Source organism: Subtercola frigoramans (genome assembly GCF_016907385.1).
In the GTDB taxonomy this organism is placed as follows: domain Bacteria; phylum Actinomycetota; class Actinomycetes; order Actinomycetales; family Microbacteriaceae; genus Subtercola; species Subtercola frigoramans.
Genome location: NZ_JAFBBU010000001.1, coordinates 2,723,105 through 2,748,642, shown reverse-complemented (window position 1 = coordinate 2,748,642; position 25,538 = coordinate 2,723,105). Strand labels below are relative to the sequence as shown.

General features: G+C 64.7%; 21 protein-coding genes. 6 read left to right on the top strand and 15 right to left on the bottom strand.

Annotated features, from left to right (window positions below):
- Position 1 precedes the first annotated feature (1 nt).
- Both pucL and allB read right to left on the bottom strand, forming a co-directional pair.
- Positions 2 to 907 (bottom strand): factor-independent urate hydroxylase, encoded by a 906-nt coding sequence (gene pucL, locus JOE66_RS12835; RefSeq protein ID WP_205110015.1) that lies wholly within the window; start codon positions 905 to 907, stop codon positions 2 to 4.
- A gap of 55 nt (positions 908 to 962) precedes the next feature.
- The gene (gene allB, locus JOE66_RS12830; RefSeq protein ID WP_205110013.1) at positions 963 to 2,318 is read right to left on the bottom strand and encodes an allantoinase AllB; all 1,356 of its coding nucleotides are present in this window, start codon (positions 2,316 to 2,318) and stop codon (positions 963 to 965) included.
- 190 nt (positions 2,319 to 2,508) lie between these two features.
- Between allB and JOE66_RS12825 the strand changes: the two genes are divergently transcribed.
- On the top strand, positions 2,509 to 3,636 hold the full coding sequence (locus tag JOE66_RS12825) for a methylenetetrahydrofolate reductase C-terminal domain-containing protein (RefSeq protein WP_205110011.1): 1,128 nt from the start codon (positions 2,509 to 2,511) through the stop codon (positions 3,634 to 3,636).
- A gap of 5 nt (positions 3,637 to 3,641) precedes the next feature.
- Here the strand turns inward: JOE66_RS12825 and JOE66_RS12820 are convergent, their stop codons facing one another.
- The 8 genes from JOE66_RS12820 to JOE66_RS12785 form a co-directional block, all read right to left on the bottom strand.
- Positions 3,642 to 4,235, bottom strand: a complete 594-nt coding sequence (locus JOE66_RS12820; RefSeq protein WP_205110009.1) for a pyridoxamine 5'-phosphate oxidase family protein — start codon at positions 4,233 to 4,235, stop codon at positions 3,642 to 3,644.
- On the bottom strand, positions 4,235 to 5,566 hold the full coding sequence (locus JOE66_RS12815) for an FAD-binding oxidoreductase (RefSeq protein WP_205110007.1): 1,332 nt from the start codon (positions 5,564 to 5,566) through the stop codon (positions 4,235 to 4,237). Before JOE66_RS12815 ends, JOE66_RS12820 begins: the two co-directional genes overlap by 1 nt.
- 101 nt (positions 5,567 to 5,667) lie before the next feature.
- Positions 5,668 to 6,477, bottom strand: a complete 810-nt coding sequence (locus JOE66_RS12810) for a creatininase family protein (protein ID WP_205110005.1) — start codon at positions 6,475 to 6,477, stop codon at positions 5,668 to 5,670.
- A 155-nt stretch (positions 6,478 to 6,632) separates the two neighbouring features.
- Positions 6,633 to 7,394 carry an SDR family NAD(P)-dependent oxidoreductase gene (locus tag JOE66_RS12805; protein WP_205110003.1) on the bottom strand — a complete coding sequence of 254 codons (762 nt, stop codon included), beginning with the start codon at positions 7,392 to 7,394 and terminating at the stop codon, positions 6,633 to 6,635.
- Between the two features lie 5 nt (positions 7,395 to 7,399).
- Positions 7,400 to 8,569: a substrate-binding domain-containing protein gene (locus tag JOE66_RS12800; RefSeq protein WP_205110001.1), complete on the bottom strand. Its 1,170-nt coding sequence runs from the start codon at positions 8,567 to 8,569 to the stop codon at positions 7,400 to 7,402.
- Between the two features lie 162 nt (positions 8,570 to 8,731).
- Positions 8,732 to 9,622 (bottom strand): ABC transporter permease, encoded by an 891-nt coding sequence (locus tag JOE66_RS12795; protein ID WP_205109998.1) that lies wholly within the window; start codon positions 9,620 to 9,622, stop codon positions 8,732 to 8,734.
- Entirely contained in the window at positions 9,619 to 10,404 is a 786-nt protein-coding gene (locus JOE66_RS12790; protein ID WP_205109996.1) for an ABC transporter ATP-binding protein, read from the bottom strand. Before JOE66_RS12790 ends, JOE66_RS12795 begins: the two co-directional genes overlap by 4 nt.
- Before the next feature lie 7 nt (positions 10,405 to 10,411).
- On the bottom strand, positions 10,412 to 11,680 hold the full coding sequence (locus JOE66_RS12785; protein ID WP_205109994.1) for an amidohydrolase family protein: 1,269 nt from the start codon (positions 11,678 to 11,680) through the stop codon (positions 10,412 to 10,414).
- A 231-nt stretch (positions 11,681 to 11,911) separates the two neighbouring features.
- On the opposite strand from JOE66_RS12785, the gene JOE66_RS12780 reads away from it, so the two are divergent.
- Together JOE66_RS12780 and JOE66_RS12775 are read left to right on the top strand one after the other, a co-directional pair.
- Entirely contained in the window at positions 11,912 to 12,655 is a 744-nt protein-coding gene (locus tag JOE66_RS12780; RefSeq protein WP_205111978.1) for a helix-turn-helix domain-containing protein, read from the top strand.
- A complete protein-coding gene (locus JOE66_RS12775; protein WP_205109992.1) occupies positions 12,652 to 13,611 on the top strand; it encodes a PDR/VanB family oxidoreductase in 960 nt (319 codons plus the stop codon). Before JOE66_RS12780 ends, JOE66_RS12775 begins: the two co-directional genes overlap by 4 nt.
- 80 nt (positions 13,612 to 13,691) lie before the next feature.
- On the opposite strand, the gene JOE66_RS12770 is transcribed toward JOE66_RS12775, so the two are convergent.
- Positions 13,692 to 15,014, bottom strand: coding sequence for an amidohydrolase family protein (locus tag JOE66_RS12770; RefSeq protein WP_205109990.1), 1,323 nt, complete (start codon positions 15,012 to 15,014; stop codon positions 13,692 to 13,694).
- Positions 15,015 to 15,126: 112 nt separating this feature from the next.
- Between JOE66_RS12770 and JOE66_RS17890 the strand changes: the two genes are divergently transcribed.
- A complete protein-coding gene (locus tag JOE66_RS17890) occupies positions 15,127 to 16,350 on the top strand; it encodes an XdhC family protein (RefSeq protein WP_205109988.1) in 1,224 nt (407 codons plus the stop codon).
- A gap of 13 nt (positions 16,351 to 16,363) precedes the next feature.
- Here the strand turns inward: JOE66_RS17890 and JOE66_RS12760 are convergent, their stop codons facing one another.
- Both JOE66_RS12760 and JOE66_RS12755 read right to left on the bottom strand, forming a co-directional pair.
- Positions 16,364 to 19,396: a molybdopterin-dependent oxidoreductase gene (locus tag JOE66_RS12760; protein WP_205109987.1), complete on the bottom strand. Its 3,033-nt coding sequence runs from the start codon at positions 19,394 to 19,396 to the stop codon at positions 16,364 to 16,366.
- Positions 19,393 to 20,268: an FAD binding domain-containing protein gene (locus JOE66_RS12755; protein WP_307827191.1), complete on the bottom strand. Its 876-nt coding sequence runs from the start codon at positions 20,266 to 20,268 to the stop codon at positions 19,393 to 19,395. The genes JOE66_RS12760 and JOE66_RS12755 overlap by 4 nt, the downstream gene beginning before the upstream one ends.
- Before the next feature lie 85 nt (positions 20,269 to 20,353).
- Between JOE66_RS12755 and JOE66_RS12750 the strand changes: the two genes are divergently transcribed.
- On the top strand, positions 20,354 to 21,190 hold the full coding sequence (locus JOE66_RS12750) for a hypothetical protein (protein WP_205109986.1): 837 nt from the start codon (positions 20,354 to 20,356) through the stop codon (positions 21,188 to 21,190).
- Between the two features lie 174 nt (positions 21,191 to 21,364).
- Here the strand turns inward: JOE66_RS12750 and JOE66_RS12745 are convergent, their stop codons facing one another.
- Both JOE66_RS12745 and JOE66_RS12740 read right to left on the bottom strand, forming a co-directional pair.
- Entirely contained in the window at positions 21,365 to 22,753 is a 1,389-nt protein-coding gene (locus tag JOE66_RS12745) for a glycine--tRNA ligase (protein WP_205109985.1), read from the bottom strand.
- Between the two features lie 421 nt (positions 22,754 to 23,174).
- Entirely contained in the window at positions 23,175 to 24,389 is a 1,215-nt protein-coding gene (locus tag JOE66_RS12740; RefSeq protein WP_205109984.1) for an ROK family transcriptional regulator, read from the bottom strand.
- A 103-nt stretch (positions 24,390 to 24,492) separates the two neighbouring features.
- Between JOE66_RS12740 and JOE66_RS12735 the strand changes: the two genes are divergently transcribed.
- A complete protein-coding gene (locus JOE66_RS12735; RefSeq protein WP_205109983.1) occupies positions 24,493 to 25,527 on the top strand; it encodes a sugar ABC transporter substrate-binding protein in 1,035 nt (344 codons plus the stop codon).
- The last annotated feature ends 11 nt before the right edge of the window (positions 25,528 to 25,538 follow it).

Below are 25,538 nucleotides of genomic sequence, written 5' to 3'. Positions count from 1 at the left end.
GTCAGACGAGGCCGGTGTAGCTGTCCCAGGCCTCGGGTGCGGGGGGCACCTCGTCGCGGATGACGGTGGCTTCGATGAGGCCGTAGGGCCGATCATCCGCGTTGAAGACCTCGTTGTTGTTCTCGACGCCGAAGGGAGCGAGGTTGTAGAGGAAGTGGTGCTTGTTCGGTGCCGAGAAGCGGATCTCCGCGATGAAGTCGTAGGCCTCGAGCACGGCTTTGCCCATTTCGTACAGCGTCTGCTGCAGGGCGAGGGAATGCAGCGTGGCGAAGGTCTCGATGATGATCTTCTTGATTCCGAGGTACGTGCTCTCCCACTCGACGTCCGTCGAGGTGAAGCGCCATTTTGCTATGAGGGAGGTCGCCATGACCCGGTCCGTGGTCGGCTCGAGCAGGGTGTATCCGTCTTCGAGGAAGCCGGTGAATTCCGAGCCCGTCGACTTCAAAATGACCAGGTCTTTGAAGCCACCGATGACCGCGTTGGTGCGGTCTGCGCCGCTCCCAGTGACAGTGACTGCTGCAATGCGGGTCTCCTGGCCTTTGCGAACCCAGGTGTGGTCGTGCTCTGTGCCGTCGACGAGTACCCGCTGCCACTCGAATTCCTCGACCTCGATACGCGCACTCTGCACGTATTCGACGGTGTCGACGAAGTGGGCGCCGAGCTCGAGCGCATAGGTCTCGATCGAGGTCAGACCCCTCTCCTTCGAGAAGGAGTACGCCGTCTGCTTCTGCGTGTCGGTCGGCAGGATCTTCGACTGGTCGCCGACGAGGTACGCGTCGGCGAACTCGCCTCTCAGCGCGCTCGAGACGTTGATGTCCCTGATCTCGTGTCGATCGGTGTCGCGATAGATGCGAACGACGCGATTCTCTGCTTTTCCGTAACGGTTGGATCCGAGGACGATTGCCACGATGCTGTTTCCTGTCTGCGAGGGTTTGGTGGAGCGATGAGGTTCGGGTGGGTTGTCAGGTTCGGGTGAGGAGAGTGCCCGAAGGTGGGCCTGCTTCGAAGGCAGCGTCGCGCGAGAACACCGGAGCTCCAGCGAGCCAGGTCGTATGTACGACGCCGAAGAGGTCGCGGCCGTCGAAGGCGGAGAGCTTGTTCTTGTGCTGAAGCTCCTGTGCGACGACGGTGAACTTCTCCCCTGGTGCGAACGCCACCAAGTCGGCAGCGGCTCCGACCGAGAGCGAACCCTTGGTTGAGAGGCCGGCCAGTCGAGACGTCGCGACGGCCATCCACTCGATGACGCTGTCGAGGCCGATTCCCTGGGTCTTCGCCGCGGTCCACACTGCAGGAAGGCTCACCTGCAGTCCCGAGATCCCGCCCCAGGCCAGGGCGAAGTCGCCACCGTGGGCGAACTTCAGTTCTTTGGTGCTCGGCGAGTGGTCTGAGGCGATGAGGTCGATGTCACCTGCGACCAGTGCGGCCCACAGCAATTCACGATTGTGTTCGTCACGGATGGGCGGGCAGCACTTGTACTGCGTGGCTGCATCGGGAATTCCCTCAGCGGCGAAGCTCAGGTAGTGCGGGCAGGTCTCGACCGTGAGGCGGAGGCCCTCGGCTTTCGCGGCGCGGATGGCCGGTAGTGCTCCCGCGGCCGAGAGGTGCAGGATGTGGGCGCGCGCGCCGGTGGCCCGGAGCCCGTCGATCACGTGGTCGATCGCCGTCTTCTCTGCGTCTTCGGGGCGGCTCGCCACGAACGCTTCGTAGCCCACGCCGCCGGAGTTCTCGTGTTCAGCCAGAACACCGGGATCCTCGGCGTGGACGATCAGCAGGCCATCGAATCCAGCCAGTTCCTGCAGGGCCGCGTGAAGTTGTCCAGTGCTCAGGTGCGGGAATTCGTCGACACCGGAGGGGGAGAGGAACGCTTTGAATCCGAAGACTCCTGCGCGGTGCAGGGGTTCGAGGTGCCCGAGGCTGTCGGGAATGGCGCCGCCCCAGAACCCCACGTCGACGGAGGCCTGAGGGCCGGCTGCTTCGCGTTTGAGCTGGAGGGCATCCGGTGTCGTCGTGGGCGGGATGCTGTTCAGAGGCATATCGAGAATCGTCGTGACGCCTCCTGCGGCGGCGGCACGGGTGGCGCTGGCGAAGCCCTCCCAGTCCGTGCGACCTGGTTCGTTGACGTGCACATGGGTGTCCACGATTCCGGGGATCAGCACCTGCGAGTCGGGGAGCGTGACCTCCGTGGCAGCGTCGAACGGCGCATCGATGCTCGCGATCGAGACGATCGTTCCGGCGGTCACCGCTACGGCGACGGCCTGGAAGCGACCGTCGACGTAGGCACGCTCGGCCCGGACGACAAGGTCGTGGATTTCAGTCATTCGGGGCTCCGTGGGTCGTGCAAGTCTGGTTCATCATTCGTTCATTCACCCTAACTTTCTTGGCGGTGTCACCGAGGGAGGTCTGGAAATCTGCCCGACACAGTCGGCCGTTACCCTGAGTGATCGCTGCTGGTCCCCGTGCAGAGAGGCACACGGATCGGCCCCGACTTTCACGCAAAGGATCACGAAGATGGAACGAGTGCACGAGGCTGTCTTCAGCTGCCCGAAGAGCATGACGTTCGGGCCGTGCGGGGGTGTGGAATTCGACGGCAGCTGCGAGGTGTCGGAGCATCGCTGCGTCTTCGTGGATGGGGAGACGATCCACTGGGGAGGTGCCGTGCCCGTGCTGCTCATCGATCGGCCCGCGAGCGACGGCTCGCGTGGGGCGGTGGCTGTGCCCGCCGACCCCGTTTCGCGTGGGGGAGCCGAGTTCGCCCAGCTGATCCGCTCTCGCCAGGTCGTCGTGGCCGACTTTCCGGCCAGGGCGATCGACAGACCTTCGCTCGTGGAGTGCGCTGACCTGTTGGCGGGCTCCGCCGATGCAACACTGGCCGGCGATTCGGGCGCACACCGGGTGCAGTTTTCGCCGAGCTACCGTGCCCAGATCATCCAGAGCCGTGGTCTTCGCGTGATCGCGGGGTTCAACTGCCGTGACCGCAACCGCGTGGCGATCGAGGGCGAGTTGGCCGGTCTTGCCGACGTGGGCGTTGCGGCCGTGCACTGCGTGACCGGAGACCACACTCTGACCGGGTCGAGGCCCGACGCGAAGCCCGTGTTCGACCTGGACTCCACGGGGATCGCGTCGCTCGCTGCCGAGTACGGGCACCTGGTGTCGGTGGGAGAGTCGCCCGCGACCCCGCCGGTCGAGCATCGTGCGGAACGTCTGGTGGAGAAACAGCGAGCAGGTGCTGCACTGGCCTTCGTCAACCACGCCGGCGGCGCCCTGCCAGTCGCTCGATTCATTGATGAAGTCCGCGCGCGACAACGCGCGCAGGGGCAGGGCGAAAACAGACTCCCGGATCTGGCGTACATCGCCTGCGTTCCGGTGGTTGTCGATCGTGGCAGTGCCGAGTTGCTCCGATCGTTCACGACGCTGGTGCTGCCCGAGGGGTACCTCGAGCGGATTCTCGGTGCCCGCGACGTCTACGCCGAGGGAATCGCCGCCGCGATCGACTTCTGCAACGAACTGCTCAGTCTGGATGGCGTCGCCGGGGTGAACCTCTCTGGTGGGCCCGAGGATGGTCGCGAGAGCTTCTTCGCCGAAGCGCTGGCCCGCATCGCGGGCGGAGTGTCGCTGCGCATGCATGGCGCTGGCTGACATCATCAACCGGGAAGAATGCTCGACGCCCATGTGCCTTCTGCTTCGAGGGTGTACTCCAGGCGCTGGCTTGCCGTGGCAGGATGCGCGTGCCACAGTGTCACGCGAGTCGGGCGCAGCAGAATTCCTGCCCAGGTGGCAGGGGGAAGGAGGGAGTCCGATTGGTGTTCTTCATCGAACGTTCGCCAGGCTTCGACGCGTTCCTCGAGGGGGAGCACTGCGAACTCCGCTGAGTTCAGCCAGGCCAGCGTCTTGAGGTAGGGCGAGCGGTTCGCGTAGGCGCGCTGGGCTTCAGAGACCGGGGCGGGTTCGGTGTCACCGAGCACGACGAGCTGGCGCCCGAGCTCTGGCCAGGCCACGGCGAACGAAGCGCGGGGCGCTGTGGTGAGCTGGGCGATCTTGCGTGAGCGGGCATCCGTGTGGAAATAGAAGCCGGTCTCATCGAATTCGCTGAGCAGCACGTGTCTCGTGTCGGGGTACCCGTCTGCGGTGATCGTCGACAGGGCCACGAGGGGGCGAGCGGGCTCGTCGTGGCGCGGAAGCCACTCCACGAGCTCCTGGAAGAACGGCGCCGCGACGAGTGTGGTCGAGACCGTCATCAGGTGACTTTTCCGGCACCGGCAACCGGGGCGGCGCCGACGACGGGGAGCTTGCCCGGGTTCAGCAGGCCCTCAGGGTCGGTCACGGCAGAGAGGCGTCGTGTTCGCTCGACCTCGTGGTCGACCTCCCAGTGATGCGGGTTGTGCGAACCGACACCCAACGCCTCGAGGGCGGCGAAGCCCGCGTAGACCTGCTCCGGGCTTTCGTAGATGCCGGCGAGCATGCCGATCGGGCGGCCGTGCTGCGCTTCGATGTGCAGCATGCCTCCGTTGTAGACCGCGTGCACCTCGTCGATGCGCTCGACCAGGCCGTCACCGGCGACCTCGATGTGGAAGTACTTTCCTGGGTCGCTCTTCTGCAGCCACTCGATCGGGTGATTGTACGAGAGCATGCTGATCTTCATCGAGGCCTGCGGGCCTTCGCGAACGTCTTCGATACGCCCTCCGGCGCTGAAGATCAGCGCAGAGGCCGCCTCGACCGTTTCGGCATCCAGAATGGCGCGGAGGCTCGCCCGGTCCTTCGGAATGGCGGGGTCGTCAGGCAGGGCGTTCGCGAGCGTGGGGAGGTCGGCAGAGACGAGGCGCGGCGTCGGCTCGAGCTGACCGATCTCGCGGATCACCGAGATCGCGTCGGCGAAGGTGTCGAAACTCGCATAGAGTCCACGCCAGTTCTGCAGGGGCTCGAGCGCCAGTGTCGCGCGGGCGATGATGCCGAGCGTGCCGTAGGTGTGAACGTAGGGTTCGGCGTCGGTTCCGGCGACGTGGATGAGCCGGGCATCCGGAACCGCGTGCACCACATCGAGCTCCTTGACGAAACCCGTGTGATTGGAGCCGTGCTTGATGGAGCCTGTGCCACCGGAGCCACCGGAGAGGAAGCCGCCGATCGTGGACTGGGCGGTGGAGGGGTACATCAGCAGCTGTTGGCCGGCGGCGTTCGCGGCCTGCTCGATCATGACCATGGGTGTGCCGGCCTCGACGGTGATGAAGCCGTCGCCCACTTCGACGATGCCGCGTGCCTTCGACATGTCGAGTACGAGACCGCCCTGCATCGGGATGCCCTGGCCGTAGTTGCCCGTGCCCTTGCCCCGCGGCGTGATCGGCACGTGGTAGCGGGAGGCAGCAGCGACGACGTCCGCGATCTGCTCGGCGGTCGTGGGGAAGGCGACGATGTCGGCCAGACCGAGGGGAAGCTGTTCGGCGAGGATGGGCGACATCCAGGCGCCGTCGAGGGAGGCCTTCTCGCGGGCGCGGAGCTCGACGGTGACGGCCTTGTCGCCGAGGAGCTCGCGGAGTTCGGCCTGCAGGGCGTCGATGGAGGATTCGATTGTCATTCCGGTGGTTCTTTCTGGTTGGCTTCGCTGGGTGAGTAGGCCGGAGGCCGTATCGAAACCGGGCTCGTCGCGTGGGGGTTTCGATACGCGCTTCGCGCTACTCAACCGGCGGAGGCGCTGAATCCGGCTCGAAGGGGCACGGGTGCGGGGGTGAAGGTCGCGATCTCGGCCAGCGCGGCGGCCGACTTCGTGACGTTGTTCTCGAAATGCGCCTTGCCGAACTCAGCATTCGCCGTGGTCGGGTCGCCGATGACCCCACTGGCGGCGAAGTCGTTGCTGACCCAGCCGAAGCTCACGGGCTTGCCGAAACCGACGTACTCGTAGTCGAGCAGGTGTTCGGGTACGCTCCGAACCGCGAGGCCCATGTCGACGAGGTCGGGGCGCAGGTGCAGCACCACACTCGTCTCGACGTGGCCGCCGTGGATGCCGAGGCCCGACTCGGTCTCGCCGGAGGCAGCACCTCCGTTGGCCGGCATCTGGCCGCCGATCAGAAAGGTCTGCAGCCCGAACCGACGCCGCAGCTCGCGGCAGGCCACCTGCAACAGGGCAACATTGCCGCCGTGGCCGTTGTAGAAGACCACTTTGGTGCAGGGCGTCTGGGCGATGGATGATCCGATCTCCACGATCGTCTGCATCAGGGTGTCCCAGCTCAACCAGACCGTTCCCGGGGCCCAGTGGTGCTCGTCTGATTTCGTGTAGGCGAGACCGGGAAGCAGCCAGGCGTTCACCCCGTTCGCTGCCGCGAGTTCGACTGCGGCCTTCGCAGACTCCTCGGCGACGAGGAAGTCGGTGAAGAGGGGCAGGTGCGGGCCGTGGTGCTCGATGGCACCGGTCGGCACAACCACGATCGAGTCGCCCCGGAGCGCCTCGACGGCGGCGAGGCTGGAGAGTTCGACGAGGTTGCGGGACATGATGTGGATCCTTTGGTGAGCGGGTGAACTGGTGAGCTGGTGGATGTCGCTGGTTGAGTAAGGGGGGTGCGAAGCGCCTCCCGTATCGAAACCGGGTTGCGTGGTGGGTTTCGATACGGCGCGCTTCGCGCGCCTACTCAACCGGCGAAAGGGTGTCAGTGCATGATCATGCCGCCGGTCACGTTGAACGACTGCCCGGTGAGGTAGTCGGCGTCACTGGTGGCGAGGAAGGCGGCGACTCCTGCCACATCGTCGGGCTGGGCTAGGCGCCCGAGAGGGGAGTAGCTGCTCCACTCGGCGATGTCGTCGTCGGTGCGGGTGGCTGCACCCATCTCGGTGAGCACGTAGCCGGGGCAGATGCAGTTGGCCGTGATGCCCGAAACTCCGAGTTCCAGCGCCGTCACCCGGGTCAGGGCGATGACGGCAGCCTTCGACGCCGCGTAGTGCGCCTGGCCGGCACCGCCGCTCTTGCCCCCCATGCTGGCCATGTTGATGATCTTGCCCGGGGTGCCTCTGCCGATCATCCATCGCGCTGCGACCTGCGTGGTGATGAGCATCGAGCGGGTGTTGATGGCGAACATGTCGTCCCAGGCCGAAGCCGTGATGTCGAGCAAGGGGGAGAAGCGCAGGATGCCGGCGTTGTTGACCAGCACCTCGATGCCGCCCAGTTCTTCGATGGCCGCAGTGAGAACGGAGCGCGTGCTGGCTTCGTCGCTGAGGTCGACCCGGTGGAACCGGCCGCCGATGGCTTCGGCGGTGGCGAGCCCGGGCTCTTCGAGGAGGTCGAGGATTGTGACATCGGCGCCTTCAGCAGCACACCGTGCGGCAATGGAGGCACCGATGCCTCGGGCTGCACCGGTGACAACGATGCGACGACCCTTCAGTCGTGCTGTTGTCACCGGCGCAGAGGTTGCCATGAGCGTTACTTCATGCCGATCGAGGTGTCGATGAACTGGTTGGTGAAGATGTCGGCGGCCGTGAGACCCGTCTTGACCGCTTTACCACCGGCAGCGTAGATGGGGGTGTCGAGGTCGATGATCTTCTGCACTCTGGCCGTGTCCATGTCTCCGAGGGTGGAGTTGTCGCCGTTGCCGACGAGACCGGTGTCGACCTGGGTCTTCACTGAGTAGTCAGCCATGCCCTGCGAGTAGACCCAGCCGGTGTTGAACTGGGTGACCAGGTCGAGGATCAGCGTGTTGACCGCCTTGGGGTCCTTGAAGTAGTCGACCTCGGCCTGCTGAAGTACGGGAACCAGCTTGGTGAGGCAGCCCGAGAGCTTCGAGAGGTCGGCGGTTTTGACTGAGACGGTTGAGGCGTAGACCGGGTAGCCGGCGTCGTTCAACGTCTGGTAGTTGACTGCCTTGCCCCAGGCCGGCACCTCGTACTGGTACTGGTACGGCTCGGCGCTCGCGAAGCCCTGCTGGCCCGCTTTGCCCTGGTCGGCGACGAAGTTCGCCGGGGTGCCGTCGTAGCTGCCGTCGACCTGCGTCTTGCTCAGGATGCCGGCACTGGTCAGGTATTCCATGTACGCCGATCCGCCGAAGTAGCGCACGATGGCGCCGGTCTTGCCGAGGTCGGCGATCGTCTTGACGTTCGGGTAGGTCGCGGGGTCCCACATGATCATGAGGGGCGTCTTGTCGAGCGGCGCGAAGACAGCGGTGGTCGGCTGGTCGGCAGAGAGCTGAACGGCCTCGTCGGTCGCAACGTAGCCGAGGGTGATCGAGTTGTCGGCGTACATCTGGCTGGTCGCCGTCTGGAAACCGATGGCCGGGCCGCCCGAGCGGATCTCGACGTTGACACCTGTTGCTGCGCCATTGGCGTACAGGGGGCCGGAGACCGACTTCTTGTTCGCATCGATGACCGGGTTCGGGCCGAGCAGCTGGTACAGGTGGCCGTGCTCTGCTTCGGGGTTCCAGTCGGTCTGGATGACGACGGTTGCCGGGCAACCCGCCGCGGCCAGGTCGATTCCGCCCGCGCCAGCGGATGCTGCGGGGGTGCTTGTGGTCGAGCCCGAGCTACAGGCGGCGAGTGCCACGATGCTCAGTACGGCGAGACCGCTGGCGAAGGCGACTCTCTTGGTGTTCTTGCGCATTACTTCTCCTTGTCGGATGTGTGCAGGGTGCAGTGCTGGGTGTGTCTCTCGGTGGTGTGGTGCTGTGGTGCTGTGTACCGCTGTGGTGCTGTGTGCTGCATACTGCTGTGGTGCATTTCGGGTGGTGCTGTGGAACATCTGTGGGGGTGTGGCCGGCTGGGCCTAGGTGAAGTCGTACCACTTGCCGACGGCACGGCGGCCGAGCAGGCCGAACAGCCAGAAGACGACGACACCGAAGAGCGCTGCGGTGATGATCGTTGCGAAGAGCTGTTCACCCTGGAGGCGCGAGCTGTAGTTGCTGATGAGGATTCCGAGTCCCGGGGTGCCCCGGCGGAAGAACTGGTCACCGACAATGGCGCCGACCACGGCGAGCCCGGCGGAGATCCGCATGCCTGCGAAGATGGCCGGCAGTGCCTGGGGAAACGAGAGCTTGATCAGTGTCGTAGCCCGGCTCGCGCCCTGGAGTTTGAAGAGCTCTTTGTGCCCCTTGTCGACGGACTGCAGCCCGAACAGCGTGTTGTTGACCATGGGGAAGAGCGCGATCATGACGCACACCAGCACCCGCGACGGGAACTCGTAGCCGAACCAGAACCCGATCAGGGGCACGAGGGCCAGAATCGGGATGCACTGCAGAATCACCGCGTACGGAAACAGTGAGCGTTCGATCCATTTGGCCTGCGACATGGCGACGGCCCAGATCACGCCGATGACGATGGCGATGGCCAGGCCCAGGAGCGAGACGATGATCGTCTGGTAGAGCCCCTGCATCAGTGCGCCGAACGAGAGCGGGTCGAGCAGGCCCTTGAGCAGGATGTCCTGCGGGAGTGGCAGCAGGAAACGCAGGTGCGGGTCGAGAACGAAGAGGCTGATCAGGTACCAGACCCCGACAATGGCCAGGAAGACGAGCAGCGGCGGGATCCACTTTTTGAACCGGTTCTTCGCCCCGCGTGGCGTGGAGGTGCTGAGCGTCACAGGCAGTTCCGGGGTGGGGTGCGCTTCGAGATTGTCGACACCGTCGACCGTGGTGTTCGTCTCGTTCGAGATGGTGGTCATGAGTTGCCGTGCCCCTTCCGGAGAGCGTGCGACACTTCGCCGACAAGGGCGGCGTATTCCGGGGTGAAGCGGATCTCCGGATCGCGTGGCTGGGGGAACGGCACGTCGAAGGTGTCGACGATCCGGCCAGGGCGGCCCGACATCACGACGACCTTGGTCGACATGTAGACGGCCTCAGAGACCGAATGGGTGATGAAGAGACCCGCGAACTTCTTCGCGTTGAAGAGTCGGATGAGTTCGTCGTTCAGTCGCTCGCGGGTGATCTCGTCGAGCGCGCCGAACGGCTCGTCGAACAGGAAGAGCTCGGGGTCGAGTGTGAGGGAGCGTGCCAGTGAGGCGCGCATCTTCATGCCGCCTGAGAGGGCTTTGGGCAGGTGCTTCTCGAATCCGGTGAGTCCGACCAGATCGATCGCCTCCTTCGCCTTCCCCGCTCTGGCCTTCTTCTTCTCGCCGTGCAGTTCTGCGAGCAGTTCGACGTTGTCGGTGACGTTGCGCCAGGGCAGGAGTGTCGCATCCTGGAACACGTAGCCGATTCGGGCCGTGCCGAGTTCGGCGGTGCCCTGGGAGGCCGTCTCCAGGCCCGAAGCGATTCGCAGAAGGGTGCTCTTGCCGCAGCCCGATGGGCCGACGACGGTGACGAACTCCCCGCGTTTGACGACGAGGTCGACGCCCTGCAGGGCGATCGTGCCGTCGGGAAAGGTCATCTCGACGTTGGTGAAGTCCAGCAGGACATCATTCTCAGAAGTGCCGGTGCCGGTTGGTGCGGGTGCTGTGACAGTCATGACAGCATCACCTCGATTCGACTAGGGACGGTTCGTGCAGGTGGTGGAGGGGTGCCGCGACGGAATACGTCACGGCACTCTGGGCAACGAGGTTGCCGGCGTGGATCACAAAACGGTCGGCCGAGGCATTGGCAATGACATCAGAGAGCGAGACGCCCCGAACGGCGAGCAGTTCGGCCGCGAAACCGACGCCGACGCCGGCCGTCTCCAAACCCATCACCGAGCGGGCTCCGTCGCTGACAGCCGAGTATGCCTCGTCGAGCGTGAGGTGTGCGGCAGTGACGAGCAGCGAAGCCGTCTCGAGTGCATCACTGCGACCGACGGGGTTGAAGGGATCGCGCACGTTGTCGGCACCGGCTCCGAAGCGGATGCCCCTGTCGAGAATCGCGCGCACGGCTGTGAGGCCACGGGGAGTCGAGACCGGATGCTCCCACCCCTGGAGGTAGAGATTCGTGATCGGCAGGCTGATGATCCCGACGTCGCTCGCCTGGACCTCGTCGAGCACCTCGGCCAGGGGCTCCGCGTCGAGGGTTCCGAGTCGCACACAGTGGCCCGCACTGCGGTTGCGGTCGGCTGGCCAATGCCTGACGCTCGCCGAGAGCTCACCGAGGGTGAGAGGGCCGGTGAGACCCTCGTCGGTGTGGATGTCGACTCCCACGTGCATCCGCTCGGCCAGGCGCAGCAGTCGCTGCAGGTCGGCACTCGGGTCGGGCGAGAGGTGGGGTGCACCGCCGACGAGGTCGACACCGAGGGCGATGGCCGCTTCGATGTCGGCGTCGGGCGCCTCGGAGCTGGCAAGCGCGACGAGTTCGATGTCGATGAGGCCCCGCAGTTCTTCGCGGACCTGAACCAGGGCACGGACGCCACGGAGGGGGTCGTCGCCGAGGAGGATGTCGACGTGGCTTCGAATGGCGGTGGTTCCCTGGCGCAGCAGGAGAAGGGCGGCCTCGCGTGCGCGGTCAGCGATGCTCTCGGTTGTCATCGTGGCGGCGTATTCACGCCAGGCCAGGATCGCCGAGACCAGATCGCCCATCGGCGGGTCGATGAGATCGAACGAGAGCGCCTTGTCGAGGTGCGCGTGCGGCTCGGCCGGGGCGGTGAGAACGATGAACCCGGTCAGGTCGAGTGCAGTGTTGGTGTCGGCTGCGGAGAATGCGGCGTGGTCCGGTGCGGTGACGGCGGTCACGAAGCCGCCGTCGAAGTGAACATCGCACAGCTCGCCGTTCGGCAACGTGGCGTTGTGTAGCAGCTTCAGAGGTCGAGGCAGGATGCTCACGGTTCGTGTTCTCCTCCAGAAATCGACTGCGTAGCAACCGATGTGAAGATCATCTCGACGCTGGGGTGATCAGGCTGATGTTGATGTGTTCAACATGAGCGAATCTACGAGCGGCGCGTTTCGAACACGTAACGCCCAGATTTCGTCGTGTTAAGAAGGGGCTGCGCCGATTGTGGCATCGGTGGGTTTGGCGATTACTGTCTGACGTGAGGCGTCAAAAGGAGGTCCGTCATTCCAGCCATCACCGAAGCACTCGATCTGCAGACGCTGCAGCTGGGTGTCACCATCCGCGCTGCCCGCCTGTCGCGGGGGCTGACTCTCGTCGAACTCGCCAAACTCTCCGACCTGTCGCATCCATTCCTGAGCCAGCTCGAGCGTGGGCACGCCCGACCGAGCATGTCGTCGCTCGAGAGGATCGCACGGGCTCTCGAGACGAGCCAACTCGACCTCCTGGCCGGCGCTGCCGATGTGTCGCGCATTCGCGAGGTGCGGGCTGACGCAGGTGTTCACACCGACCGTTGCGGTGCCATCGTCATCCGCTCGAACGAGGGCACAACCGGGCCTTACGCCGAAGGGGAGGGGCGCCTTCTGGTTGATGGCACGGCGAAGTTCCAGCCGATGGAGTTCCGCGGGGCAAACACGTCGTTCGGCGACTACTACCGCCACGCCGAAGACGAATTCGTGACAGTTGTCGACGGCACCATCATCGTCGACCTGGGTGAAACCGGCATTCACGAGCTCCGGGCGGGCGACTCGCTCTACTACACCGGGGGCACCTCGCACCGTTGGAGGTCGGGTGACGGGCAGCCGTACCGACTCTTCATCGTCAAACAGCGATTCGTGCCCGCAGACACCATCGCCCCCGCTCGCACCACCGTGTGGAGCACGGAGTCGACGGCTGCGCACTTCAGCAAGACCAACGACGTGCCGGTGGCAACGGTTATCGCATCTGCTCTCCCGGCAGGCGCGCGATGACCGTGCATGTTCTCGAGGAATTCGACGCAACAGTGACGGAGCTGGCTGTGGTCGCCTCTGACGTGCTGCTGGTCACCCTCGAGCGCGCGGATGGCGCGGTCTTTCCGGCCTGGTCGCCGGGGGCCCACATCGATCTTGTGCTCTCACCGGGCGTCGAGCGACAGTACTCGCTCTGCTCAGACCCCGCAGACACGAGCCGGTGGCAGATCGCCGTCCTCCGCGAAGCTGCGGGCAGGGGCGGCTCGGAGTTTGTGCACACGGCTCTCTCTGCCGGTCACACGCTCAGGGTCCGCGGCCCGCTCAACCACTTCGTCTTCGACGAGTCCGAGCGGTACGTGTTCGTGGCGGGGGGCATCGGAATAACGCCCTTACTGTCGATGATCCGTGCTGCTGATGCCGCAGGAGCCGACTGGACGCTCGCCTACGCGGGCCGGTCAGAAGGAGCAATGGCGTTCGCGCGCGAGCTGCGGGCCGGGCATCCGGAGCGTGTGGACATCTACGCGAGCGATGTGGGCGAGCGGCTCGCGCTCGACGCCCTCTTCGCTGATGTCGACGATTCGACCCTGGTGTACTGCTGCGGCCCGACGAGACTGCTGGATGCTGCGCTCGAGCTTGCGCACGACTGGCCCTCCGGCAGGCTGAGGGTGGAGCGGTTCGAGGCGCGCGATGTGGGCGCGCCCGTGCGCGAGGAGTCGTTCGAGGTGGAGTTGGAGCTGTCTGGACTGACGCTGACCGTGCCGCCGGAGAAGACGATTCTCGAGGTGGTGGAGGAGGCGGGGGTGCTGGTTCTCTCGTCGTGCCGCGAAGGAACGTGTGGAACCTGCGAGACCCCGGTCCTCTCCGGCGAGGTCGACCACCGCGATTCGGTGCTGACCCCCGAAGAGCAGGCCGACAACGAAGTGATGATGATCTGCGTGTCGCGCGCGGCGTGCCCGAGGCTGGTACTCGAGCTGTAGGCCCAACGCTGGTTGAGTAGCAGCTGTGCTGCGTATCGAAACCCGGATGCGTGGGGCCTTCGATACGGCCTTCGGCCTACTCAGCCGGCGTGACGGCGGGAGGCCAGGAGGTCCTCGAGGGTGACTGCGATGGAGCGTTCGTCGTGCTCGACCAGGCGGTAGTCGCGCACGACGACCCGGCCGGCGACGACGACGTGTTTCGGGCGTCGGCCGGGCGAGGCCCAGAGCAGCCCGGCGATCGGGTCGGCGACAGCGGCATCGGCGACACCCGAGACGTCCCAGACGCAGGCGTCGGCTGCGTCACCGAGGGTGAGTGAGCCGAGCTCCGGGCGGCCGAGCCCCAGCGCGGACCCCTTCGTCGCCATGCCGATCACCTCGCGCGCGGCAAGCGGTGGCCCGACCAGAGGCGCGACCTGCATCGCCAGGCGCGCATCGGCAAGCAGGTGACCGGCGTCGTTGCTGCCGCCGCCGCTTGTTCCGAGACCAACGACGATCCCGGCCTCCCTGAGGGCGGCGACAGGAGCAATTCCCCAGCCCATCGGCAGGTCGCAGCCCGGCGCGTGGGTTGCAGTCACGCCGCTCGCGGCCAGGCGCGCGATCTCCTCGGGAGTGACGGCGCAGAGGTGAGCGAGCGTGACGTCTGGTGCGAGCCAGCCCCACTCCTCCAGAAGTTCCAGCGGCCTGCGCCCGTACTTCTCGAGAGCGATGACCACGTCGACCTGCTCGTTGGCCTGGGTGCGACGGCGGAGCCCGAAGCGTTCGGCGAGTTCGCCGAAGAGACGGAAGGTCTCCGGGCTGTCGCTGTGGACGCCGGCGGGGCCGACCGCGACCTGCAGCATGCCGCCGGAGCTCACGCCGTTGAGGGTGCCCGGAACCAGGGCAACCACGATTGCCTCAGCCGAGGCCGCGGCCTCTTCGGCGTCGTCCCTGGCCGAGCCGCGTACGAAGACGAGCCGGCCGCCGAGTTCTGCGGCCGCGCTCGCCGTGGCCCGGGCGATGCCCACCGAATCGCAGCCCGACGGCCAGGTCAGGTGATGGTCGGCTACGGTGGTGACCCCGCTGAGCAGGCCTTCCGCGACACCGGCCATGGCGGCCGCGTGGGAGAGCTCTGGGTCGATGCCGACGGCGGCATATGATGCGGCCATGGTGGGCAACCAGGTCGTCATCGCGACCCCTCGGGTTCCGGGAAGAGTTCGGAACGCCGTCTGCAGAAGGTGGTGGTGGGCATTGACCAGGCCCGGCGTGACGACGCAGCCCGTCGCATCCAGACGCTCGAGAGCGGACGTGTCTGGCGCGCCTGCGCCGGGTGCATCGACGACCACCCCGCCCTCGAAGTACAGGTCATCCGACATTTCTGTGGTTTCATCGATGAACGTGGAGACGGCGCCGTGGATCGTGAGCATGAATGAGTTCTAACATTCTTTTGTGTCAGGCTCATGACGACTGGCATGGCTGATGGTCCGGCCTAGACCTGACACGCAGACCCCTGATGCCGACGATGAGAGGTGAGACCGGATGCTCGAACTGGCCGAAGCTCTGCTCGCACGCGTAACCGCAGGCCAGCGGGTCGCCGTCGCCACCGTTACCCGGATCGACGGCAGCGCTCCTCGCAGCCTCGGAACAGCCATGGCCGTCGACGAGGCCGGCTCGGTGATCGGGAGCATCTCCGGGGGGTGCGTCGAGGGTGCCGTCTACGAGGCGTGCCAGGAGGTGCTGCTCACGGGGGTGCCCCGACTCGAAGAATTCGGGTACACCGACGATGACGCGTTTGCCGTCGGCCTGGCCTGTGGTGGTCACATCGAGGTGCTCGTCCAGGTGCTCGACTCCGCCTCTCCGGCACCGCTCCTGGCCGAGTTGGCTGCGGCAGCCGAGGGGCAACCGGCCGGATTGGCGGTTGATGTGGGCGGGGGTTCGCCTGGCGGAATCCAGCCTGGCGGAGTCGAGCCTGGCGGAGTCGAGCCTGGCGGAGTCGAGCCTGGCGGAGTCGAGCCTGGGGGAGTCGAGCCCCGTGGCAGCGTGCTCGGTGCGGTGTTGGCCGGTGGCGTTGAGCCCTCACAGGGAGGTCACCTCTCACCGACGACCACCCGTCGGCTTCTCGCAGAGCTCGCCTCGCGGATCTCGGCCGGCCGGACGGGCCGCGTCACAGTCGACTGCGAAGAGGGCCCCCTCGACGTGCTCTTCACCGTGCGGGCAACCCCGCCCCGAATGATCATCTTCGGTGCCGTCGACTTCTCCTCAGCGCTCTCGGCCGCTGCCGCCCTGCTGGGCTACCGGGTGACGATCTGCGACGCCAGGCCCGTGTTCGCGACCGCCGCCCGCTTTCCGGCAGCGTCTGAGGTAGTGGTCGAATGGCCCTCCGATTACCTCGCCCGCACCGAGATCGACGCGCGAACCGTCGTGTGCGTGTTGACGCACGACGACAAGTTCGACGTGCCGCTGCTCGAGGTCGCCCTGCGGCTGCCGATTGCCTATGTCGGAGCGATGGGTTCACGAAAGACGCACGAACGCCGGCTGGCGGCGCTCAGACAGAGCCTTTCGGCAGCCGAGCTCGCTGCCCTGCATTCGCCGATCGGCCTCGACCTCGGCGCGAGCTCTCCTGAGGAGACTGCCGTGTCGATCCTGGCCGAGGTGCTGGCTGCCAAGAACGGGGCGTCAGGCCGCCGTCTCGCGCAGACGGAGGGCCCGATTCACCGCTCCTCCGAGGCAGATCAAGCGATCCATGCCGCGCACGGCATATAACCGGATGCCCGGCTCAGCCCTGCAGCATGCGCCACACCCTGTCGCGTGACAGCGGCAGCTCGTACGGTCTGACGCCCACCGCGTTGCGCACTGCGTTGGCCAGAGCGGGAGCCACGGGGTTGAACGGTGCCTCGCTCATCGACTTGGCACCGTACGGTCCCAGATCGTCTGCGGTCGAGGCGAAGTAGACCTCCGTCGGCGGCAGGTCGGCCATCTGGGGCAGGTGGTAATTGCGGAGCACGCGTGTGGTGACAGTGCCGTCTGGCCCGATGTTCAGCTCTTCGAACATCGATGTGCCGATTCCCTGGGCGACCCCTCCCTCGATCTGCCCACGGCACTGCTCGGGGTTGATCACGAAACCGGCGTCGGCGGCCTGGATCGACTGGAGGATACGGATGTCGCCGGTCAGGATGTTGACCGCGACCCGGAACGCCTGCACGTTGAAGCAGATGGAGCGGTGGTCACCCGCATGCGAGCCGGTGGCCGTGATTCCGGTCGCCGTCGATTCAATGACCGCCACCGCGCCTTCGAACGGTTCACCTACTGGTGCGTCGTTGAAGACCACGGTGGAAGGTGGTGCAACAGTCCCCTCCGGATCGCCCGCGCCTGGCACCGGTGCGGTGGAGACGGCGGTGGCGAGCTCGGCGAGGGAGAGGGAACGGGTGCCGGTCGTGAGTCCGTGGGAATCGAGCATCCATTCGCCTGCGGCAACGCCGGTGAGCGATTCCGCGATCTCACGCAGGCGTCCGGCCAGCGCGGCTGCTGCGGCGAGCGACGCCTTGCCCGCGACGACCGTGCCCGCTGAACCGAAGGCGCCAGTGTCGTAGGGCACCAGGTCGGTGTCTGATTGGCGTACGGTGATGCGGTCGGCCGTGGTGGTCAGGGCTGTGGCGGCGAGCTGGGCGTGCACGGTCGTGGTGCCGTTTCCGAACTCCGAGGTGCCGACGTTCAGCGTGTACTCGCCGAGCGGGCTGAGCGTGATGGATGCTTCGGCGAAGTGGCCGCGGGGCGGGATCGTGGCGATCATCGAGGCCGCCATGCCCTCGCCGATGCGCCACTCGTCCCCGGTGGGTGCTTCGACTCCGTTACCCGCGGTGAGGGCCTGTTGTGCGAGGTCGAGGCACTGGTCGAGCCCGTAGCTGCCGCCGAAACTCAGGTCGTCTCCCTCGACGTGAGTGATGACGAGGGGGTCGTTCGGGCCGACCGCGTTGAGTCGGCGCAGCTCGAAGGGGTTCATTCCGAGGCGGATGGCCAGGTCATCCATCGCGCATTCGATGGCGAAGATCACCTGCCCGAGACCGTACCCCCGAAAGGCGCCGGAGGGCATGTTGTTCGTGTAGACCGCTTCGGCGTCGACGCGCTTGTTGGGGGAGTTGTAGAGGCTGATCGACTCGGAGCAGCTGTGGTACATGACGCCCGGGCCGTGGTTGCCGTAGGCGCCGGTGTCAGAGAGCACCTTCACGGCGAAGGCGGTGAGTTTGCCGGTGGATGATGCACCGAGGGTGACCGTGACGTTCATCGGGTGGCGGCAGGGCACGACGGTCAACTCGTCGGTGCGGGTCATCTCGTACTGCACGGGCCGGCCGGTCTTCAGCACAGCGAGTGCGACGAGGTCTTCGGTCTGGATCTCCTGTTTGCTGCCGAAGCCGCCGCCGACGCGGGCGGTGAAGACCCGGATCGTGTCGAGTTCGCGGTCGACGAGGCGTGCGAGCTCCTTCTGCACGAGGAACGGCACCTGCGAGCTCGAGCGGATCACCAGGCGGCCGTCGTCGTCGATCCAGCCGATGGAGGCGTGGGTCTCGAGGGCTGCCGCCGAGATGCGCTGGGTCTGCCAGGTGCCGGTGATGGTTACGTCGGCTTCGGCGAGGCCCTGGGCCACGTCGCCGTATTCGCCGTGCATCGCTGCCACGAGGTTGGCTGACGGGTCGGCGATGCGGGCTTCTTCGGCGTCTTTGTCGGCGTGGAGGAGCGGGGTTCCGGGGGTCGTCGCCAGGGCGGGGTTGAAGTTTGCCGGCAGAACCTCGTAGACGACGTCGAGCAGGCGGCAGGCCTCCTCGGCGACGCCGACCGATTCGGCGACGACCACCGCGACCCGCTGGCCCATGAATCGCACGACAGAGTCGAGCACGAGGGTGTCATCGGGGTCGTCGGTGCGATTCTCGTGGCGGGCCGTGGAGAAGTATTTCTCCGGCGCGTCATGGTGGGTGAGCACGGCGACCACGCCGGGCAGGTTCTCGGCGGCAGTGGTGTCGATCGAGACGATGCGGGCGTGCGCGTGCGGGCTCCTCAGAACGACGAGGTGCAGCAAGCCCGGCACGGCGACGTCGAGGGTGTAGCGCTCCTGGCCGGTGACGATGCGGGCGCCGGCGGGGGCTCGTTCGGAGGTGCCGACCGAGGGGGAGGTGGCCTGGCTCTCGGCTGGTGCGGCGGTATCGTCCAGCGTGCCGACGTTGGTGTGACTGAGATCGCGGGGCCCGCTGGTTTCGCCGGGCATCCCCTCGCCCCTGAGCGGGCGGAGCCGGCGGATCTCTCCGAGCCGCGGTTCGAGAGCCGGTGCGTGGTTCTCTGTCGACTTCTCGGTCACGTTCGTGACACCGTGCAGCGCGTCGTGGATCGAGCGGTAGCCGGTGCAGCGGCAGAGGTTGTTCTTCAGCAGGCGCGGCAGTTCGTCGGGGTCGGTGAGTCTCTCGTCTGCGTCAGCCTTGTCTGCCTCGGCGGCGAGGGCAGACGCGGTGACCACCATGCCGGCCGTGCAGAAGCCGCACTGGAAGCCGGCAGCGTCGACGAACTTCAGTTGTACCGGGCTGAGGTGCTCTGGTGTGCCGAGGCCCGCCACCGTGGTGACCTCGTGCCCTTCGATGCGGTGGGCCGGGTACACGCAGGAGTGAACCGGAGTGCCGTCGACGAGCACCGAGCACGCGCCGCAGTCGCCGGTGTCGCAGCCCTTTTTGACCTCGAAGTGCTCGTTTTCGCGCAGCAGCGTGCGCAGCACCTGGCCGGCTCGGGGAGCGGCCTCGAGTTCTGACCCATTGACGATGAATTTCATGCCAGCTCCTCCCTGATCTCTTCGGCGAGCACTGCTGCGACGCCCCGGCGCCAGTCGGCGGCGCCGTGCGCATCGCTGAACCACTCGGTGATGGCCAGTACGGCGGCCTGCAGCGTTTCTGCCGGGGGTAGGGTCGCGTAGCGCAGCTGGATCGGCCGAACCGTGCCGCCGGTGACAGTCAGCACGAAGGTGTCGTCGGGGTCGATGCGCCCGAGAATGACGAGCCCCGAACGGCCGATCGGCGAGAGGGCGATCTTGCGGAACGCGACGCGCGCTTCGAGGGCGTGCGCAGGGAGCGTGATCGAACGCAGAACGTCGCCGGGCTTCAGCACGGTGGTCTTGTTGCCGGTGATGAAGCTGGTCACGGGCATCCGCTGCTCGGTGCCGTCTGCCAACCAGACGAGCGCTTCGCCGTCGAGCGCAGCTGTGAGGGAGGTCATCGGCCCGGCCGGGAGAGCCGCGCAGAGGTTACCGCCGACGGTCGCGACGTTCCAGACCTTGAATCCGGCCAGAAAGGCGGTGCAGCACTGGTAGAACGCCGGATGCGCGCGCCACCCCGGTTGCGCGGGAAAGTGGGAGAGCTCGGCCACCGTGCACGTCGCCGCGACCTCGAGGCCTGCCTCGACGATGGTGAGCGATGGCCAGCCGAGCGTCATCAGGTCGACGAGCCCGGTGAGGTGGTGCTGCGGCTCGCCGTAGAGCGCGGAGCCGCCGGCCAGCGGCACGACGGTCGGGCCCAGAGCCGACAGGTCTGCGCGACTTCTCGCAAGCGAGACCTCGGTGACGGTATTGAGATCCACGGTGCCCTTTCTGCGGGTGCCGACGTTCGTGGCACCCTCACCGCTCTGCGGCGATGTTGCTCCAGTGAACACCACAAAAGTGTCGGGCGTGTAAACCGCCGCGTGATCGCGCCGTTCGAACCGAAACGGCGATGCGAGTACGGTCTACGATCTGGGTATGACCGTGGTTGATGGGGTGCGTGAAATCTCGGAGGGAGACATCGTGCAGGGCGTGCGATTGCTGCGCGATTCTCTGCTCGCGGCACCCGACGATTTTGAAAACCAGATGACTGCGGTTTTCGAGGTGGACGTCCACAGCGACAAATGGCGGGACGTGTTGTGCGACGAGGCAGAATGGCCCGAGATTGCATTGGACGTCGGGTGCATTCTCTGGGGGGCGGGCGTCGAGATGATCGGCCTGCGCCTGATGCGTTTCGCCCACCAGGAACAGGTCAGCCACGCTTCTGTCATTCTGGCGACGTGTCTTTTGTGGCTGGGTGCCATTGACGAAGCGGTTGACATTCTGGAGACCCTTGTCGCGCACGATGGACCAGAGGGTGACGAGGCAGCGGGCGTTCTCGGTGGAGCCTATGCGCTCGAATTTCGGCGCACAGATTCCCGCGTAAACGAACTTCTGAGGCGCGGTTACCAGTCGGATGAAGACAGATTTGGCATCACCTATGCCAAGGTGTTGAGACAGAACGGGCAGATCGACGAAGCGGAGATGATCCTGCAAGCCGCGGTGCTCTCGGGGAACGAGGGCACTCCGATAGTTCTGGCAAATCTCTTACTCGACGAACGACAAGATCGTGTCGGTGCCGAGCGCCTCTACCGGGTTGGGATCGCCAAGGGCGATGCTTTCTCCGCCACCAACCTCGCTCTGATGATCGTGGAGGACGACCACCGGGTAGAGGAGGCCCGGGAGCTGCTCACCTGGGCCGCAAGTCGGTCCGATCTTCTGGCGAAGAAGAAGCTGGCAGAACTCGATGGCGACGGGGTCGCTATTCCGAGTTAAGGGCATAAGTCGGAATAGCGGCGCCGTTATTCCGAGTTAGGGCGCTAAGTCGGAATAACGAGCCCGCCATTCCGACACGGGTGCGCCGCCTAGGCACGCGCAGAGAGCGAAAGTGGCCAATCGACCGCCCCTGCGAGCAGCCGTTAGCGCCGGCGCGACTGCCTGCAAATGACCCTACGCGCCGACGAGCCGCTCCGCGAGGTACCCCTGCAGCACCACGATGGGCACGCGCTCCTGCTTCATCGAGTCGCGGTCGCGCACGGTCACGGCGTTGTCTTCGAGCGAGTCGAAGTCCACCGTGACGCAGTACGGCGTACCGATCTCGTCCTGCCGGCGGTACCGGCGCCCGATGGCCTGCGTGTCGTCGTAGTCGACATCCCACGACAAAGACAGGTCGTCGGCGATCTTCTGCGCCAGCGGAATCAGCGTGTCGTTCCGCGAGAGCGGCAACACGGCGACCTTCACCGGCGCCAGGCGCGGGTCGAGGTGCAGCACCGTGCGCTTGTCGGTGCCGCCCTTGGCGTTCGGCACCTGCTCCTCGTCGTACGAGTCGAGCAAGAATGCCATCAAGGCGCGCGTCAGGCCGAACGACGGCTCGATCACATACGGAATGTACCGCTCGTTGTTCGCCTGGTCGAAATAGCTCAGGTCTTTGCCCGAGGCGTCGGTGTGCGTCTTCAGGTCGAAGTCGGTGCGGTTCGCCACGCCCATCAGCTCACCCCACTCGCTGCCCGTGAAGTTGAACTTGTACTCGATGTCGACCGTGCGCTTCGAGTAGTGCGACAGCTTGTCTTTCGGGTGCTCGAACCAGCGGATGTTCTCTGGCGTCATACCGAGTTCGATGAACCAGTCCCAGACAGCATCCATCCACTTCTGGTGCCACTCTTCATCGGTGCCGGGCTTTACGAAGAACTCGATCTCCATCTGCTCGAACTCGCGCGTGCGAAAGATGAAGTTGCCGGGCGTGATCTCGTTGCGAAAAGCCTTGCCGATCTGGCCGATGCCGAACGGCGGCTTCTTGCGGCTCGTCTGCAGCACGTTGGCGAAGTTCGTGAAGATGCCCTGGGCGGTCTCGGGGCGCAGGTAGTGCAGGCCCGTCTCGTCATCCACGACGCCGAGGTAGGTCTTGAGCATCCCCGAGAACTGGCGAATCGGCGACCACTGGCCGACCTTGTTCGGATGCTCGGGGTCAGCGATGTCGTCGAGCCCGTTCGCCGGGGGGAACCCGTGCTCGGCCTCATAAGCCTCGAACAAGTGGTCGGCGCGGTACCGCTTGTGCGTGATGAGCGACTCGGTGAGCGGGTCGGAAAACACCTTGACGTGCCCCGAAGCCTCCCAGACGGCCGACGGCAGGATGACCGCCGAATCGAGGCCAACCATGTCGCGGCGCTGGCGGATGAAGTTGTTCCACCACTGCTTCTTGATGTTCTCCTTGAGCGCCACTCCCAGGGGCCCGTAGTCCCACGCCGACCGCGTGCCACCGTAGATGTCTCCCGAAGGAAAGACGAAACCGCGGTGCTGCGCGAGCGTGATGACTGCATCGAGTCGGGACTGGTCGGCCATGGTGCTCCTTCAACGCCGAGGTGGATGGGTTCGATCCCGGCCCCGTTATCTTACAGAAGCCCGGCGGCTGGCCCCAGTCGGGCGCAGTCTGGTGCGTCAGGGCGAGGATAATCGCAGCCCTGTTGAACGAGAGGCGGCGCCTCGCGCCGCATGTGACTTCCCACTTCTGACATGATCGGGTACCCGCTGAACGATGGTGTCTCAAAAAGCCCCATCGTCGGAATGGCGACACGAATCGCTATGAGACGTGTTTCCAAGACAGAGGGCTTTCGCGTGATTCCGGGCTTTTGATTGACCCAATGTGAGGCATCGGGTTGCCTCATAAACCTTTAGTTTTCCAAAGCGTTTCGGGACCGCCCCGAAACGCTCATTCACGACTTATGTCGAGAAATGTTTGGTGTTCACTTTCGCCCGCGAGCCACTAAACGCAAGCGGTATTTGGCTTGATGTGATTGAACGATTCGACGAGCGTTGGCAACATTTCGACGGACCAAATTTGTTGGCATGCCAGTTCAATTGCACCGCAAATCTCAGCGCGCGGTCCGAGTCTGCTTGGGGTCAATATGAGATCCCGCGTGCTGAGAGGCATGGCACGTTCGTATACGACGGATCTAATTCCAGACAGTAATTCGTCGTGAATTTCGGGATACGCTCCGCCGACGACCAGCATTCGTGGATTGAGGATTTGGATGATTCCAGAGGCGACGGATCCAATTTGACGTGCGGCCGAGTGTACGGCTTGGAATGCCCGTTTATCTCCTACGCGCAGCAGAGCTTGTAATTGTTCAGCGTGATCGATTGTGGTGTCGCTGGTCGCGATTTCGAGTTCATCCAGGATTGCCGTGATCGAGGCCACGGCCTCGAGGCAGCCCGATTTTCCGCATCTACACACCCGATCATCCTGCGCAAGAATTTGGACGTGGCCGATGTCCCCTGCGGCTCCGTCATAACCCCGGAATACTTGCCCGTCGGACGAAATGATGCCCACCCCGATACCGGAGGCGACTTTCAAGAAGACAAGCGGTAGGTATGCGTGTTGTTGGGTGCTTTCGGCGATTGCCGCAAGGTTGGTGTCATTTTCAACCGTGACCGGTGAGCCAAGTATCTGTTGGGCAAAGTCGCGGACCGGGAAGTCGTCCCATCGGGTCATCATCGGTGGCCGTACCGGTCTGCCTCGGGCGAAATCCACTGGAGCCGGGATTCCGATGACTGTCTGTTTGAGGCATGCCAGATCGAGGCCTCCACGCATCTGCGAAATGGTGTCGCAGATGCGTGTCAATACTTTGCTCGGTTCGTCCTCGATAGACAGCTTGAGAACGATCTCTTCGACGATGGTTCCTTTCAAATTTGCTAGCGCTAGGCGGGCGCCCCCCGTCTCAAGGTCGACTCCCGCCACGTATCCCGCGTCGGCGCGGACGTGTAACCCTCGCGCCGGACGGCCTGGGCCGTCCGATTGAGAAAAGCGCTCTTCGATGAGGCCGATTTCGATGAGCTTGTCTACTTGGTGACCAACTGTTGATCTCGCAAGGCCGCCTATTCGAGAGATTGTGGCCCGGCTAGTGCCTTCGTGGAGGTAAATGAGCAGACCAACTCGGGCGTAAGCCGCGTCATATTGGCTACCCGATTTCGCGACCATTTGTTTCCAATCGAATTAAATCCGGCATCTTGTGGAGCATTATCCACCCAAAGGATGCTTTCCTCACACATTCTGTAGTTCACATCACTTCAAAGGAGAAACGATGTTCCGTACGAATCGCCGCCTTCAGGTTGGCTCGCTCGCTGCCATATTCGCCGCCTCTGCTCTTGTCCTGTCTGGGTGCGCATCCGGTGCAACCCCGTCGAGCGGCGCCACCACGATCGCATATTCGGTTGAGTCCCTTGACGAGGGTCAGTCGAACGTTGTTTCGCAGATGAAGCTTCGAGTAAATGAATTGAATAAGGCTGGCGCGAACATTACGTTGGATGTTTTCGGAGCGGACAACAAGGTTGACAGGCAGAACAACGACATCGAGTCGATCGTGACTCGGAAGACCCAAGCGCTTCTGCTTACCGCAGTCGACCCCGCTGGCTCCCTGTCTGCCGCTCAGGCAGCGCATGACGCCGGCGTGAAAGTCATTGACGTCCGAGGCACTCTCGGAAAAGACAAGATTGACGCCGTCTACGACGGTCTCAACGAAGAATTGATCGGTCAAGTTCTCGAGGATCACACACGGCAGTATCTGAAGGACAATCCGACCGCTGTGCTGAAGTTCGGACTGATTAAGGGAGGGGAAACTTTTACGAGCACGCATGTGCGTGTCGAGGGCATCAAGAAACTGGCTGCCGAGATGCCTGATCGTGTGCAGATTCTCGCTGAAGACTACGGAGACTGGACGACGGATAAGGCAGCGAGCCTCATGGAAGACTGGTCAGTTCGCTATCCAGATATGAATGCTCTCGCTACCTCTTCCGATGAGATGACTCTTGGCACAGTAAACGTTCTGAAGTCCAAGGGGAACCTCGACAAGTTCTTCATCGTCAGCGTAAATGGCTCGGATAATGGGCTGAAGATGCTGGACGCGAAGGAGATCAACGCCACGGTGGGAATCGATTTCGGCGAGTATGGCGCTGGATTGATCGATGCGGCGATCGCTGCCATAAAAGGCGAGGTGAAGGACGGTCAGGCGTACACCACGGGTGCGGACAAAGTGACGGTTCTGGTGGATTCTTCGAATCTGGCCGATTTTGAAGCCAAGAAGAAGGCCGAAGACGCCGCTGCGGCAGCGCTCAAATGAATGCGTCCGCG